Source organism: uncultured Chloroflexus sp., from assembly GCF_938091255.1.
Taxonomy (GTDB): domain Bacteria; phylum Chloroflexota; class Chloroflexia; order Chloroflexales; family Chloroflexaceae; genus Chloroflexus.
The window spans coordinates 273,627-288,964 of record NZ_CALLJH010000002.1 but is presented as its reverse complement, the minus strand read 5'-3'; the positions used below and the strand labels follow the sequence as shown (position 1 = coordinate 288,964).

10 protein-coding genes are annotated in these 15,338 nt (G+C 56.6%); 3 read left to right on the top strand and 7 right to left on the bottom strand.

The annotated features are described in order from the left end of the window. Positions 1–96: 96 nt before the first annotated feature. Both moaA and apbC read right to left on the bottom strand, forming a co-directional pair. Positions 97–1,158, bottom strand: a complete 1,062-nt coding sequence (moaA, locus tag Q1A00_RS01580; protein WP_298401010.1) for a GTP 3',8-cyclase MoaA — start codon at positions 1,156–1,158, stop codon at positions 97–99. 294 nt (positions 1,159–1,452) lie between these two features. Further along, the gene (apbC, locus tag Q1A00_RS01575; RefSeq protein ID WP_298401007.1) at positions 1,453–2,547 is read right to left on the bottom strand and encodes an iron-sulfur cluster carrier protein ApbC; all 1,095 of its coding nucleotides are present in this window, start codon (positions 2,545–2,547) and stop codon (positions 1,453–1,455) included. Positions 2,548–2,727: 180 nt separating this feature from the next. Here apbC and Q1A00_RS01570 point away from each other — a divergent pair, with 180 nt between their 5' ends. Beyond that, on the top strand, positions 2,728–3,360 hold the full coding sequence (locus tag Q1A00_RS01570; protein WP_298401006.1) for a helix-turn-helix domain-containing protein: 633 nt from the start codon (positions 2,728–2,730) through the stop codon (positions 3,358–3,360). Between the two features lie 93 nt (positions 3,361–3,453). Next, positions 3,454–4,068 carry a superoxide dismutase gene (locus Q1A00_RS01565; RefSeq protein WP_299754930.1) on the top strand — a complete coding sequence of 205 codons (615 nt, stop codon included), beginning with the start codon at positions 3,454–3,456 and terminating at the stop codon, positions 4,066–4,068. A 77-nt stretch (positions 4,069–4,145) separates the two neighbouring features. On the opposite strand, the gene Q1A00_RS01560 is transcribed toward Q1A00_RS01565, so the two are convergent. The 4 genes from Q1A00_RS01560 to Q1A00_RS01545 all read right to left on the bottom strand — a co-directional run bounded on the left by Q1A00_RS01560 (position 4,146) and on the right by Q1A00_RS01545 (position 9,283). Further along, on the bottom strand, positions 4,146–6,320 hold the full coding sequence (locus Q1A00_RS01560) for a delta-60 repeat domain-containing protein (protein ID WP_299754927.1): 2,175 nt from the start codon (positions 6,318–6,320) through the stop codon (positions 4,146–4,148). A 531-nt stretch (positions 6,321–6,851) separates the two neighbouring features. After that, a complete protein-coding gene (locus Q1A00_RS01555) occupies positions 6,852–8,087 on the bottom strand; it encodes a hypothetical protein (RefSeq protein WP_299754923.1) in 1,236 nt (411 codons plus the stop codon). A gap of 285 nt (positions 8,088–8,372) precedes the next feature. Further along, positions 8,373–8,621 carry a hypothetical protein gene (locus Q1A00_RS01550; protein WP_299754919.1) on the bottom strand — a complete coding sequence of 83 codons (249 nt, stop codon included), beginning with the start codon at positions 8,619–8,621 and terminating at the stop codon, positions 8,373–8,375. 50 nt (positions 8,622–8,671) lie between these two features. Further along, entirely contained in the window at positions 8,672–9,283 is a 612-nt protein-coding gene (locus tag Q1A00_RS01545) for a P-loop NTPase fold protein (protein ID WP_299754916.1), read from the bottom strand. A 431-nt stretch (positions 9,284–9,714) separates the two neighbouring features. On the opposite strand from Q1A00_RS01545, the gene Q1A00_RS01540 reads away from it, so the two are divergent. Next, a complete protein-coding gene (locus Q1A00_RS01540; RefSeq protein WP_298400992.1) occupies positions 9,715–10,947 on the top strand; it encodes a hypothetical protein in 1,233 nt (410 codons plus the stop codon). Between the two features lie 195 nt (positions 10,948–11,142). Here Q1A00_RS01540 and dnaE read toward each other — a convergent pair whose 3' ends face one another. Next, complete coding sequence (dnaE, locus tag Q1A00_RS01535) at positions 11,143–14,937, bottom strand: DNA polymerase III subunit alpha (RefSeq protein ID WP_298400990.1); 3,795 nt, start codon at positions 14,935–14,937, stop codon at positions 11,143–11,145. Positions 14,938–15,338 lie beyond the last annotated feature (401 nt).

Genomic DNA, 15,338 nt, shown 5'->3' with positions numbered 1-15,338 from the left:
CACCCACAACGCTAAGCGCATACCACCAATGCTACCATGCATTGTAATCTCTCAGCCGGCGCTTGATCGTTAGAGACATGTTGGAAATCGGCGCGCTCAGCCGCCCAATTCCGACATCCCGCGCAGGGTTGGTTTCACGCCTTCGGGGAGGCCGTGGCCCCACGGTTTGATGTAAACGGCGTGGCGAATTATCTGCTCGATTTCATCAACAGTAGCGCCATTGCGGACGGCGGCCCGCAGATCGACCTCATCGTCGCGCAAGAGGCAGAGGTGGAGGCGGCCATCGGCAGTGAGGCGCATACGGTTGCAGGTCGAACAGAAGGGATCGCTCACGCTCGAAATAAAGCCGATCACCCCCTTGGCACCGGGCAAACGGTAAGTGCGAGCCGGATCACTCGGCGCATGGCCAATCTCTTCGAGCGGGCCGTAGTGCTGTTCGAGGCGAGCAATCAGCTCGGCGCTTGACACAATTCCCTCTTCGGCCAAGCCGGCCACTCCGGTCAGCGGCATCACCTCGATAAAGCGAAATTCCCACGGTCGTTCCAGCGTCAGCCCAGCCAAGCGCACGACCTCTTCATCGTTCATCCCGCGCACCACGACCGCATTCAGCTTAATCGGATGCAAACCGGCAGCGTCAGCCGCTTCGATCCCAGCCCACACCTCATCAAGATTGCCGCCGCGGGTCATTATGCGAAACTTCACCGGATCGAGCGTATCAATACTAATGTTGACCCTATCCAGCCCAGCCTCACGCAATGGTTGGGCCAGCTTGCGCAAGCGCAGAGCGTTGGTGGTCATCGCGATATGCTCAATCCCGGAAATCCGTTTCAGTTCGCGCACCAGATTAATCAGATCGTGACGCAGCGTCGGCTCGCCGCCGGTCAGGCGCAACTTGCGGAAACCGGCGCGAGCGGCGGCGCGAATGACGAGCAGCAACTCATCGTTGGTGAGCAACTCAGGGCGGGGAGCAAACTGCATGCCGACCGCAGGCATGCAATACACACAGCGCATATTGCAGCGGTCGGTGAGCGAAACGCGCAAATAGTCGATCCTGCGGCCATACTGGTCGAGAGCGGGAGTGTCGGTGGCGTAGCGGGGATGGCGGGATGGCTCGTAGAAGGTGATTGGAATTGTGCCGGGGAGCGGCTTAGCAGCCATGCATACACCTCATCGTGAACACGCAACGACGCAACGAACAGCCAAACCAACTAAAGATGTGAACAGCATTCACCCTCACCCAAGCTCTCGCCCGGAAGGGGAGGGCGATGAGTACCCTAGGCTAGGGGCGATGGTCCCCTTGATAAGCGGGCCAGCGGTCTGCGCCCCGTGCAGCCTCCACCCTAGCTCTCGCTTGGAGGGGGAGGTAGCTCCCACCCTAGCCCTCACCCCAAGGGGGAGGGGGATAGTGCTTGCCGCCGAGCGGGGAGCTACGAACCGGGTCTTCGAGTTTCCTTACACCGTCGCGTACTGCAACACCGAAATCCGGGCAGCAACTTGACGGGCCAATTCGCGAAAGATATTGGCGTAGGCATCGGGCGCGTCGCTAATCACAGCGGGCTGGCCGGTATCGCCACCCTCGCGCACGCTCATACCAAGCGGAATCTGGCCGAGCACCGGCACCCCTAGTTGATGGGCCAGCCGCTCGGCGCCGCCACTGCCAAAGATGTCGTAACGCTTGCCGGTATCAGGTGCAATGAAATAGGCCATATTCTCGACCACGCCGAGCAACGGCACATTCACCTTGCGAAACATCTCCATCGCCTTGATCACATCGATCGTCGCCACCTGCTGGGGCGTGGTGACAATCAGCGCGCCAGTCAGCGGCAGGCTTTGGGCGAGGGTCAGGGCCACATCGCCGGTGCCGGGGGGCATATCGATAATCAGATAATCGAGCGGCGCCCATGCCACTTGATAGAGGAACTGGCGCAGCAATTGGCTGACCATCGGCCCGCGCCAGATCACCGGCTGCGACTCATCGATCAAAAAGCCAACCGACATCACCTTAACGCCGTGATTGCTCAGCGGCAGCATCATCGGCTGGCCGTTAGCGTCGCTTACCGCAGTTGGCTGGCCGCGCACTCCCAACATCAACGGCAAGCTCGGCCCAAAGACATCGGCGTCGAGCAACCCGACCTGTGCGCCCATTTGAGCCAACGCCACGGCCAGATTGGCTGCTACAGTGCTTTTGCCGACACCACCCTTGCCGGCAGCTACAGCGATGACATTGGCCACCCCGGGAATGGCCGACTGCTCAGGAATGCCGGCGGGCCGGCGCACATTCGCGCTAAAATCGACATGTACCTCTTTCACGCCGGGAACGGCGCTCACCGCGGCGACGACCTCATCGCGGATCTGATCTTTAAGCGGGCACGCCGGGGTGGTCAACTCAATCGTACAGCGGACGATCCCATCACAAATCGCAACATGCTTCACCATTTGGCGCGACACCAGATCGCCGCCCAACTCTGGCTCTTGCACCTGCCGCAACGCGGCCAAAATCTGCTCTTCTGTCACCTGTGCCGGCTGCTTGCCAGAAAAGAGACCCATCCCTCTACTCCATAAAACCTAACTGCGTATCTCTTAGCATTATACCAGAGAATTAAGAAAGAATGATGTTACTAAAGTGGCAAAATTCGCGCTTCTTCCTTGACAGGCCATAGCGCGATTGATATACTCACCATAAGGCCATATCGATAGGATCATATACGTAAAGTGGTGATGCCGGCCATGAAAGTTGAGCGCAGAGAACAAGGGGCGACGCGGCGCAGCATCTTGCAATTGTTGCGCCGGCACGGAGAGATGAGCGCCGTTGAATTGAGCGCCGCGCTCGAAATCGGCGCGGTTGGCATCCGCCAGCACTTGACCGCGCTCGAGCGGGAAGGGCTAGTCTACATTAGCGGCTTGCGCCGGAACGTTGGCCGGCCAGCGCATCTGTATGCGCTTACTGAGCGGGCAGAGTCGTTCTTTCCCAAGCATTACGAACGGCTGGTCTGCGAGCTGATCGAGAGCATGGCGGCAGTTGGCGGTGACGCGGCAGTGAGTGAAGTGCTTGAGCAACGGCGTAAAACACTCAATGCTGATCTTGCGCCCAAATTGGCCGGCAAGCCGCGAGCGGTGCAGGTGGCCGCGTTAGCTGATATGCTCGCCTCACAGGGATATATGTGCGAATGCGAGCAGCTTGATAATGGCGATTTGCTCATGACGCAGTACAACTGCCCATTCGATTGTGTTGCGCGCCGTTACCCGCAGATTTGCGATCAAGAGTTGCGGCTCTACGAAGATCTGTTGGCAACATCGATCACCCGTGATATGACGATTGCCGAAGGCGGGCATTGCTGCCGCTATCGTATTCCGGCGTAGCATTAGTTTGATAATTCGCGGTACAATAGAGATACGCGTGAGCTGACGGCCAATGGTGGCCGTCATTGTTTGAAAATGTCTCGGAGGTTACTCATGGCATTTGAAGTTCCACCGTTGCCTTACGCCTATAACGCGCTCGAGCCGTACATTGACGAAGCGACGATGCATTATCATCACGATAATCACCATCAGACCTACGTCACCAACCTGAACAACGCCTTGGCCAACTACCCCGATTTGCAGGGTAAGACGATCGAAGAGCTGCTGAGCAATCTGGAAGCCATTCCCGAAGCTATCCGCACTGCGGTACGCAATAACGGTGGCGGGCATTGGAATCACACCTTCTTCTGGGAGATTATGGGGCCGAACGCCGGCGGTGCGCCCACTGGTGAGCTAGCCGCTGCGATTGACGCGGCCTTCGGTAGCTTCGATGCCTTCAAAGAGCAGTTCAAGGCGGCGGCGCTGGGCCGTTTCGGTTCGGGATGGGCATGGCTGGTTGCCGGCAAGGATGGCAGCCTGAGCATTATGAGCACGCCGAACCAAGACAATCCGCTGATGGAGGGCAAGACAGCCATCCTCGGCATTGATGTTTGGGAGCATGCCTACTATCTGAAGTATCAGTACAAGCGGGCCGCCTATGTTGATGCGTGGTGGAATGTGGTGAATTGGGCGAAGGTGGCCGAGCATTACGCGGCGGCGAAGGGTTAAGACAACGACAGTCGGCTGGAGTGCGGCAGCTTGGCTGCCGCACTTTATGGTTTTCACTCTCTTTGCACGGGTACCGCTTACCGTATCACTAATGGCGTAAACACCCGGCTCCGAACCTGTAGATAGCGCGCTACTCCGTAAAACGACTGGTTGTCGATCAGCGAAAATGTGCCGCCGGCCCAACGCATGTGATCGGAAGCGCATAAGACACTTCTAATGGAGCCGGTATTGCTAAGCGCGGTATAGGTGGCGATAGTCTGTTGGGCGCCGGTTGCCGAGATGTGGGCAATAAGCGGCTGACCCGCTGAAGATGAGCCACCTAGCCAGATTGCATTATCGGTGTTTTGGGCGCAGATCGTGTTGACCGACTGGACGCCGTTCAGTCCCGGAAATGTGTTGTCAAAGGCGCCTGTGCTGGTGAGACGGGCTATGGTTGGTTGGGCTGTATTGTTGACTCGGGTGAAGATCCCGCCGGCGATGATCGAGCCATCACTTAAGACGGCCAGACTATTCACTGTTGATGGATCACCGGCGTCGTTGGTAAAGGCGGGGGCAGTAAATTGATTGTCAATCGTCCCATCATTATGCAGCCGGATCACCCCCATCGTGCCGGCAACCAGTATCTTGCCGCCAGCAATGATTGCCACATCGTAGACAGCTCCACTCGTACTGATGTCCATATCTACCGTACTGAGATCGGCGCGCAAGCGGCGCAGCGAGCCGTTGTTGCCGATTAGCACCTTGCCATCGGGTTGCTGGGCTAACACCCATGGATCATTGTAATTGTTCAGAGCTGATAGATTTGTGACTTGCTGATCGGTATTGATGAGATATAATCCGTCATTTGTCCCCACGAGGGCGCGGCCATCAGCCAACGCTAAAGCGATTCTGCCCCACCTGCGCGGTTGATCGGCGAACGGCGCGAAATCAGGCTCGAGACGGCCATCGGCGAGCAGGCGGGCGATCCCGTAACGGGGTTGCCCGTTCACATGCGAGAACGATCCAACCACCAGCACACGCCCGTCTGGATAGAGGCTCATACCCATAATGTCGGCTTCGTTGCTTACCACTAGATTGTAGGCGGGTATGCGTTCGAGGCCATCATTGGCAAGATCAAGCAGTGCCAACCCATTGAAAATTCCGATTTGGCTTGCGTGCTGTGGCGCACTGTTGCCGCCAACCCACAGTTTCTCATCATTCCGCAAGGCGAGAGCAAATACATCAGAAGTCTCACTAAATTGTGTAAGCGTGTGGAATGTGCCATTGGCGGCATAACGCCATACCTCGCCGCGGTGAATTACCGGTGATCCCTGTACGCAACTGAAAGTATACCAGCCGCCAACCAGAAAACCCCCGTCGGGCAGCGGCAGCAGCGCGGTGATCTCTGCCAGCCACGACGGCGGCGTTTCGGGAAGTGGTTTGCGTATACCCTGTGGCGTATACCATGCAAACGACTCATCATTGCACGGCGTCGAAGATCCCACGACTATCGTTCCATCCTTCAGGACGGCGATCCGCCGGCTGATTCGCCAACCTCTCGGCACGAAATCGGTATCAAGCGCGCCATTCGGCTGCAACCGCGCTAGTCCGGCTTGCGTCACGTCATTGTACGTTGTGAAATCGCCGGCAATGAGATATCTGCCATCGTTTTGGCGGGCAATACTGTACACAGCGGCATTGGGGCCTGTTCCCGGTTGAAACAACGTGTCGGCGGAGCCGTCAAGATTGAGCCGAGCAAGATAAGGGGTAGGTTGCCAGAAGTTTCCGCCGACGACGATCTTGTTGTTATCGAACAAAAGTGTATGCACGATACCAAGAGTCTCGAATCGCAATGAGTCATCAATTTGGCCATTGGCATGCAGGCGGAGGAGATAGCGCGATCCGGGTAATGACTGAATCCTAAACCATCCGCCAATCAGTATCTTACCGTCCGGCTGCACGGCTGCCGCGTTAATAAGCCGTATCTTGAGGCGTGGGTCAACTCGAAACGATGGATCGATCGAACCGTCGGCGTCCAAGATGGCTATCCCTTGGGCGGGATGGTTGCCAATTGCGATAAATTCCCCCGCTATCAGCATACGATCGCCGCTAAGCGGGACAAGAACCCTTACTGTGCCGGGCCTCGTAAACGTAGCCGTTGCTACCGGTATGAGATCGGCCGTGGTAGTTGCCGAAACGGCTGTCGGGAAGGCTGTTGCTACGCTATAGCACAAGGCGAACACGAGACTGATCCGGCGAATGAAGCGGGACATTGCGATCTCCTTCCTGATGGTTGCTGATGCGAGTTATTGATAAGTTGGAAGGCGACCTTGTGGAGAGAAGTATCTAAATAATAAATTATTGAAACGAATTCCGATCTAATATACTAACGCTAAACTGAATAAGTGGTGTGAGCTGCGGTACTATCTTGTCTAAGGCGATGCCAGCGGAGCATCTAGCACGGTTCATCACTATCGACAGCAACTTCGATCATCTTCATGTTTGCTGTGCAGGTCTGTTGCAAAAATCTTGGGCGTTTATGCGGCAAATTCATTACTTTGCTTAATATAAGTTGTTCGTATTGTATTCCTGTCTTGATGTTCAAACATGCGTAATCTGCGTGTCGTCTCGTTGAGAATCTGCAACGCATTCTTCGTCACAACTTGGGCTATATTTGTGGGGACGAACGATAGGGCGAATGTTGTTGTCTATGAAGGGTCGGACTTACCTTACACATACACACTCCAACCCCACTATTCCCAGCCGCCGGGAATAGTGGGGTTGGTTACGGGCGCTCAGCCTGCTTATGGCACCCGCGCGTCCGGGTTAATCCGGTACGTGTTAATGATCGCGTTCGTCTTGTCGATCAGCGTGTCAAACTGCTCTTCCGGCACCAGTGTAGTCAATACGGCCACTTTATTGCCGCGCTGTTCGATGAAGCTGTTGCCCAACATTGACGCCTGCACATTATTTGATGCGGTGGACGTGTACCCCCAGACAAGTAGAATGCTGCCGTCGTTCTGTGGGCGAGGGTCTTCGTAGAAGAAATCGGGCTGGTTGCCGAATAAATTCACGAGATAGGCAACCAACTTATCCACCAATTGATCATCGCTATACTGCGTGCGATCTTCGAGTACATCCACGATAATCACGGCATTGTTCGTGGGATCGGTCCAGACCATTATCAACTCACCGGGCCGGCTACTGTCGGTGAGCGTCCAGTTAACCGGCAGATCGATACTAAAGACACCCGACGGGTGCGAATAGGTGCGCAACTGGCCGATCTCAACCGGGGCCAGACTGCCGCCGCTCGTATTGCCGCCGCCGATGGTAGTGCTGCCGAGCGTGGCGCTGGGATCGATGGCATACGTATTGATGATGTCGTCGGTCTGGTTGCGCAAGGTGTCAAACTGCTCATCCGGCACGAGGGTGGTCAAGATTGAGACCTTGTTGCCACGCTGTTCGACAAAGCTGTTGCCGAGCAAGGTGACTTTGAGATTGTTATCGGCGGTGGCGGTATACGACCAGACTACCAGTTGGCTACCATCATTCTGGGGGCGGGGATCTTCGTAGAGAAAGTCGGGCTGATTGCCAAAGCGATCTGCGAGGAAGGTGTTGAGTAGATTGACCAACTGGCGATCGGTAAAGCTACGGTTATCCTCAAAGATATTCACTAAAATCGCACCATTGCCGGTTGGGTCCGTCCAGATCAGCAACAGCTCATCGGGCGAACTATTGTCTTGCAGCGTCCAGTTGTTAGGCACATCGATGCGGAACACGCCGCTCGCATGGCGATAGGTTACGAGTGGGCCAATATCGACCAGCGCTAATTGGCCGCTTTGGGTTGAGGCAGCGGGCGGCGATGGGCGTGGCGTGGCGGTTGGTTCAGGCGGGCGGGTGGGGCGAGGGGTGCGGGTGGGAGCGGCAGCGGCTTGGGTGGGGGTTGCGGTCGGCGTGGCATTGCCACCGCTGCAAGCGGTGAGGGCAACGATGAGCAGACCGACAAAGGCGACGAACCAGTACCGGTGAGCGAAAAACATACGACCTCCCTACAACGAGCGCTTTCCTGCCGTCTTGCCATTTAAGACGGTAAACGACCTTGTGGTATCGAATTTGAGCAACCGTGAAGGTTGCATGCATATACGCTCTATCTGCAGAGAGGTTGCATTGCCGGCAGACAGATCGTACTGCTACTATAGCATTGCGTGGGGAGAGAGGGAATGGGGGAATTTCACGATAGTGGCAGCGGAAAGCAGCCGCACCCATATGCTTCATCCTAACAGAGCATATAGGCGCCGTGATACGCAAAGAGGTTCGCTTATTGTTCACAACTGACTATCAAATGTGCTTTCACGGACGATTGACGCCAAGGCAAGGAGATGTTCTACGCGAAGTACTTGTAAACTTGATCCTGCCGATGCGCCGAAACGATCGGCATACTGGCAACATTCACGAAACGGGCCTGTTCCCCATTTGTCTGATTGCACCGATCTCGGATTCTTCAACAGTTCATACATCACGCCGCGCCCGCGCATGAAATCATCAAGATGGTCTGGGTTGAGCCGGTAGTACATAGCGATCAAGAACAATACCCAGAACGGATACGACTCAGGCAATTGGTTTGCTAGCGGATGTTCTTGATAAATTCCATCACCCGCTTAAACCGGTTCACGATCTTGAGCATAGTGCGCGGTACGAGCAGCGAGCGTAGTGACAGTAATTGATCAATTTGCTGCACACCGGGGAAGTCGCCACCGCGTAATTGTTGGGCCATTTCACTAACTCTTCGGTACGGCACTTTGTGTGGAAGATGTACTTGCCTAATAGCCATCTGCTCGACATTGCGCGCAATGCCTAATTCGTATTCCACCTCGATCAACTTTTCTAGATAGCGCAACCCATAAGCAAGATCTTGGTCTTCGCTTAAGTATTCGCGGTATCGGCCAACAATAGCGCGAGCAGCGGCAATGTGATCAAGCGCCAGCACATAGGTGCATCCTTCCACCAGCATATGCACCTTCAGCCACTCAAACATGCGCACCATTTGTTCGGGCGAGCAACGGTCAAGGTCATCAATGAAGATAACCAGCCGGTATTGTTTCTGCTTCGTTGCATCAGCTTCGTGCGCGCTGTCCAGAATGGCCTCGACTAACTCGGCCATCTTGCCCTTCACGTCATCACGGTAGAATGGCCAGAGGGATTTGGAGCGATTCGTCTGCGATTGTGGCTCGGTCACATCGATCTCCTTCCGAATGCACCATACACTGTGTTGAATGGTTCTTGGCCTATGTCGTGAAGGTGTTATTGTCAATATCCTAAAATTGCAAAATGTTATAGAAAGGAAACAACTTTATTCTTGAGGCAGCGTAGCAGCTAAGTTGATCAATCGCTTGGATTTTCGTCAAGGAGAGGAGCATATTGGGAGCGGGTCTGGGCAAAGTGTTGACCCATACGTCTTTAGAGGCGCACACGAGACGACGAGATTTGGAGTCGATCGGCGTTTCCCCGGCATGCTCGGCGGTCAGCCAAGCGCCAGTCTGTGCGGGAAGCGTATTACTCGCAAAACCGTTATCTCTGGCGTTCCATTCCTGACAAATTTGCCATCTAAGTATCCGGTGCTACCCCCTATAATAGAAAGCGACCGCCGCTGCTGCGAGGGAGGATTGCATGCGCTGTTATGTTGCCATCGTATTGATCGTTTGCTCGCTGCTTTCGGTATCGGTGGCGGCTGCCCAATCGCAGCGAACATTTACCCTCGATTTTGAAGGTTTTCCTGATAATCAATCGATCGACGCTTACGGCGGGCTAGTGTTTCAATTTGGCTGGCGGTTTGGCGATCTGCGCAGCGGGCGCTACAACGCACCTTTCCCCGCGTCATGCCCTGATTTCGGCGGCACCTGCGCCTTTGCGGTGAATGGCAACGGTTTTGCACGGGTGAGCGGTGCCGGTACCGGAGCGATTGCACTACCGGCGGGTGTGGTTGCATTTAGTGCGGCAGCCTCCACCTCAGACCCGCTCACCTTCACGGCATTCGCTGCTGGCGGCATCGTGTTGGGGACGGCGGTGGTTGTGCCGAATACCTTTACCGGTCAGCTTGATCGGGTGACGCTGACCGCGCCGCCGAACCAGACTATCGCGACGATTGAGGTTAGCGGCACGCGCGACACGTGGCTGATCGATGATGTCCAGTACACGGTGGATCTGGCGCGCGGCGGGCGTCCGGCTCGTCTTACCTTAGCGCAGCGAGTGGATGATGTGGCACGGCCCGGCGAGGTGGTGACGCTCGATCTGGTGCTGGAGAATTATGGCCGTGGGTCGGTGTTTGATGCAACGATCGAGCTACCCTTTGATGACAATACGTTGATCTTGCTTGATGCGACGCCGAGCCGGGCTGGGGTGTGGGTGAGCGAGGTGCAGTCGGGGTTGATTACGATCCGCACCGGCCCGCTGGCCGCTAACCGTGATCTAGTGAGGATGACTATCCGCTTCCGGGTGCGGGATGATGCGCCGCATGGGGTTGCGATTGGCCGCGTGGCTCGTTTGGCCTACCGTGACAGCGTGACTGACTTTGGCCACGGGCAGAGTAATGTGCCGCGCACCACCATTGGCCCCGGCCCAGAATTGAACCACTGGCGCGCGCCGGAGATTACGGTGGCTGGTTCAACGCTCACCTATGCTGCCGCTGGCTTTGCTCCCGGCGAGCCAGTAGGGATTTGGTATAACCCACCTGATGGTGCGCCGCCGGTGGCGGTAACAACGGTGCGCGCCGATGGTGATGGGCGGGTGAGTGGTGAGCTGTCGCTGCGTGATGTCCCTGCTGGTGAGTATTCGTTCGTGTTGTTTAGTCATCATTCGCAACAGACGTTCGTGGGCGGGTTTGCGGTGGCCGCATCCCCATGAAGCGTCGTGAGCTGCACGGCCGCGCGGGAGAGAGCCGCACCGTCGGGCGGCTTTACTAGGTGGGGGTCTCTGCACCCGGAGGGGGGATAGCGCCGGGGATTGGTCTAACAACAATCACTTGACGCGCCTTTGCGTCCTTCGCGTCTTTGCGTTTGTCAACTGCTGCACCTGAGCCGCACCGTCGGGCGGCTTTACTTATGCCGCCAATACCCGCTCGTGGCCGAGTATCTGCTGTAGTTCTTTGATCAGCTCCTCTGATAGTTCGATAGTTTGTTGAGATTGCAGCACCACCATACCGACGCCATTGGGCAGGTAAAGCGTGACCTGATCATGGCCGTGGTTGGCGCTAAGCAAGCTGTGGATGTGCTGCATCAAGGCAACGTCAGCGTCGAAGTCGTTGCTGCGCGGCAGGTAGATGCGCAGATTGCGCGCTGGCGGGCCATCGGCGCGGGCCGGTTCGACTGTCTTCCCGTGGCCGTTGCCATTGCTATGCCCGTTACCATTGCCGTTGCTGGCTAGCTTAACCGGCTGGCGCGGACGCACTGCCGGCGGCTTGGCCGCTGGCGGGGCAGCGGCAGGCATAGCGGCGGCGGGCGCGCTGGCGGGAGCAGCAGGGGGTGTTGGCGCCGGTTGCGCGGCGGATGCGGGCACCGGCAACTCGATCACCATATCGCCGATCAATTCCTCACCCATCCCTTCCAAATCCATCTCAACCGGTTGCGCGCTAGCGGCGACATCAATTGTACTTGGCGCTTCCACGCTCTCAACCACCAACTGCGGCGTATCACGTCGGTTATCGACTTTCGCCGTTACCCGCACAACCGCATCGTTCTGTAAGAGATCGGCGGACTTCGCCAGTACCTTGGGGAAGACCACAATCTCGATGCTGCCGGTGAGATCTTCGAGCATCGCCACCAGCATCGAATCACCCTTCTTGGTTGCAATCCGGCGCACACCGCTCAACACGCCAACGAAGGTCAGCGTCTCGCCGATCAGCTCTTCGTTGATCGAGCCAAGCTCGGTGGCCCCGCTGAGGTCAATCCCTTCTAGCGCTTTGGCGATCGGATCGTCTGAAATATTCAGTCCCAACAGCTCTTTCTCCCACAGCAGCACCTCTTTCTGCTCGGCGGGAGTCTCGGTAATGAGCGGCAGCGGGATGCGGGCAACAGTCGGGCCGCTATTGCTGCTCTCGCCGAAAATATCGAACAGGCTGCTTTGGCCGATTTCACGCGCCTTCTGTGCTTCAACGCCGGCGTTGACCGCCTGATCAAGGATGGCCAGCTTTTGGCGGCGAGTGCCGGGCAGCGAATCGAGCGCGCCGGCCTTGATCAAACTTTCCAGCGTGCGCTTGTTGAGGGCGTGACGATCGACGCGGGCGCAGAGGTCTTCGAGCGACTGGAACGGGCCACCGGCCTCGCGGGCAGCGATAATCGCCTCGACCGGCCCCTCGCCGACATTTTTAATCGCCATCAGACCAAAGCGAATCCCGCGATCGTGAGTGACGCCGGTGGGCAATGGCTTCGCCAGCGGCTCGATGGTAAAGCCCTTCTGCGAACGGTTGACATCGGGCGGCAGCACCGCCACCCCCAACCGGCGCGCTTCAAGCGCGGCCTTGGTCACATCTTCAATCACGCCGCCGGCGCCGGTCAGCACCGCGGTCATATACTCAACCGGATAATTGACCTTGAGCCATGCCGTCTGATAGCTGAGCAAGCCGTAGAGGGTGGCGTGGGGGCGGTTGAACGAATAACCGGCGAAGGGTAGGATCAGCTCCCAAAGCTGGTCGGCCACCTCTTTACTAATGCCTTTGCGCTGGCACCCCTGCTTAAAGATCGCCTCGTTTTCGGCCATAAGCTCCTTGTTCTTCTTGCTAATGGCCTTGATCACGATATAGGCTTGACCAAGCGTATAATCGGCCACCGTCTGGAGCAGTTGCATAATCTGCTCTTGGTAAACAATCACGCCGTAGGTATCAGACAAGATCGGCTCAAGCACTGGATGGAGATACCGAATCTGTGAAGGATTGTTCTTGTTCTGGATATAAACCGGAATCTGCTCGAGCGGGCCGGGCCGGTAGAGCGCGACCATAGCGTAGAGGTCTTCAACCCGGGTTGGCTTCAACTGCATCAGGTAGCGGGTCATACCCGCTGATTCAAGTTGGAACACATTCTTGGTCTCGCCGCGACCCAAAGCCTCAAACACCTTCTGATCATCGAGCGGAATCTCATCAAGCCACATACGGCGTCCGGTGGTCTGCTCGATATACTTCAGCGCCTCGGCCACCACCGATAAGTTAGTGAGACCGAGGATATCCATCTTGAGCAGACCCATCTTCGCCAGCGTTGACCCCTCAAACGCCGCCATTAGCGCATTCTCGTCTTTGGTAGTGCGTTGCAGCGGTACAATCTCTTCGAGCGGGGTGCGGCTGACCACCACGCCACATGCATGGGTGCCAACCGAGCGCATGCGGCCTTCCACCTTCTGCGCTTCGATAATCAGCTCGCGCAAGTGGGGCTGGGTCTCATATATCTGCTTTAATTCAGGCACCCGCTCGAGTGCCTGCGCGATGGTGGTGCCAACCGGCAGCGACGGGATCAGCTTCGCCACCCGGTCAACCTCGCCGGGATCGAGGCCGAGCACGCGGCCCATATCGCGAATAGCCGCCTTGGCGCCGAGGGTGCCGTAGGTGATAATCTGGGCCACATTCTCGCGGCCATACTTTTGGGCAATGTAATCAAGAATCTCTTGGCGGCGTGAATCGGCGAAGTCGGTATCAATATCGGGCATCTCAAGCCGTTCGGGCGAGAGAAACCGCTCGAAGAGCAGCTTGTTCTTGACCGGATCGACATCGGTAATGCCGAGAGCGTAGAGCACAAGCGACGCGCCCGCCGAGCCACGCGGCAGACAGGGAATCCCGCGCGAGCGGGCAAACTTGACGTAATCCCACACGATCAACATATAATCGGGGAAGCCGGTCTTATTGATCACGTCCAGCTCATACTCCAGCCGGCGCATATACTCGTCGGGCGGCTGGCCGTGAAAACGGCGCATCAAGCCCTCTTCACAGACGAGGCGCAGGTATGACGCAGCAGTATGTCCTTCAGGTAGCTCGAATACCGGCAACTGGACGCGGCCAAACTCCAGTTTGAGTCGGCACATATCTGAGATGCGGCGGGTATTTTCCAATGGCTCGGTACCGTACCGCTTAAAGCGCGCCCACATCTCTTCGCCCGACATAATGTGGTAGGTTTCGTCCATCGCATATTCGCGTGCACAGAATTCGGCGAAGGTCATATTCATGCCCATCGCCATCACTTTATGCTGCGTCGCTTTATCTTCAGGACGGACGAAATGGGCATCGCTGGTGGCAACGAGGGGAATGCCAAGTTCGCGGGCAATGCGCACCAATTCATCATTGAGCGATTCGAGTTCGGGCGTATTATCGTGCAGTTGCAGCTCGATGTAGTAGCGATCGGGACCGAGCAGATCGCGGTAGTAGGCCGCTGTCTCGACGGCGGTGCGGCGATCGCCGCTCTTGAGATAGTGCAATACCTCGCCGGCCAGACAGGCCGAAGTGACGATCAGGCCCTCGTGGTGGGCTTCGAGCAGATTGCGATCAATGCGGGGACGGGCGAAGACACCTTTGCCCATGCCTTCAAGGTGGGCGCGGGTGGTGAGCTTAACCAAATTACGGTAGCCGGTCTCGTTTTGGGCCAGCAGCAGCAGGTGGAAATAATTCTTGGCCCCTTTGGTCACGGGGTCGCTGAGCGAACCGGGGGCCATATAGGCTTCGACGCCGAGGATTGGGCGAATACCGGCTTTTTTGGCTGCCTCGTAAAACTCCATCGCGCCGTACAGCACCCCGTGGTCGGTGAGGGCGATGCTATCCATGCCCAAATCGGCGGCGCGCTGGGCAATACCTTTGGTGGTGGCGTAGCCGTCGAGCAGGCTATATTCGGAATGGACATGCAAGTGAACAAAGTCGCGCATGGTATGCTCGCGTTAAAAAATCTTTACACTTGACAAGCGTGATCAAGGGCAGATAGGTGATCTAAACCTGAAACATTTGTCCGAAATGCTGATTGAGGTGTCGGTTTTTTGGTATTATATCGACATAAATCGCGCCCAATGGCGCGGCGGTTTGGTCTGATTATAGCACATGAGTGGATCGTTGCGAATAGGCATTTGTCAAACTGTAAGGGGTTTTTTAGGGATGCCAAGACGCAACAAAGTCGCAAAGGAAGGGAAACGCAGAGGTATGAAGGGCGCAGCAGGGATAGTTGTTTGGGATCATGCCGCGCTTTGTCTCTTGCTCTTATTTCCGTTGCACCTTGGCATTTATGTCGCTGCTTCCTCTGCGCCTTTACGTTTGCCCCTTTACATCTTTGCGT

Coding starts and splice junctions, on each gene's coding strand:
- Q1A00_RS01540 (WP_298400992.1), top strand. CDS start 9,715: ATGCGCTGTTATGTTGCCATCGTATTGATCGTTTGCTCGCTGCTTTCG.
- Q1A00_RS01550 (WP_299754919.1), bottom strand. CDS start 8,621: ATGTACTACCGGCTCAACCCAGACCATCTTGATGATTTCATGCGCGGG.
- apbC (WP_298401007.1), bottom strand. CDS start 2,547: ATGGGTCTCTTTTCTGGCAAGCAGCCGGCACAGGTGACAGAAGAGCAG.
- dnaE (WP_298400990.1), bottom strand. CDS start 14,937: ATGCGCGACTTTGTTCACTTGCATGTCCATTCCGAATATAGCCTGCTC.
- Q1A00_RS01555 (WP_299754923.1), bottom strand. CDS start 8,087: ATGTTTTTCGCTCACCGGTACTGGTTCGTCGCCTTTGTCGGTCTGCTC.
- moaA (WP_298401010.1), bottom strand. CDS start 1,158: ATGGCTGCTAAGCCGCTCCCCGGCACAATTCCAATCACCTTCTACGAG.
- Q1A00_RS01560 (WP_299754927.1), bottom strand. CDS start 6,320: ATGTCCCGCTTCATTCGCCGGATCAGTCTCGTGTTCGCCTTGTGCTAT.
- Q1A00_RS01570 (WP_298401006.1), top strand. CDS start 2,728: ATGAAAGTTGAGCGCAGAGAACAAGGGGCGACGCGGCGCAGCATCTTG.
- Q1A00_RS01565 (WP_299754930.1), top strand. CDS start 3,454: ATGGCATTTGAAGTTCCACCGTTGCCTTACGCCTATAACGCGCTCGAG.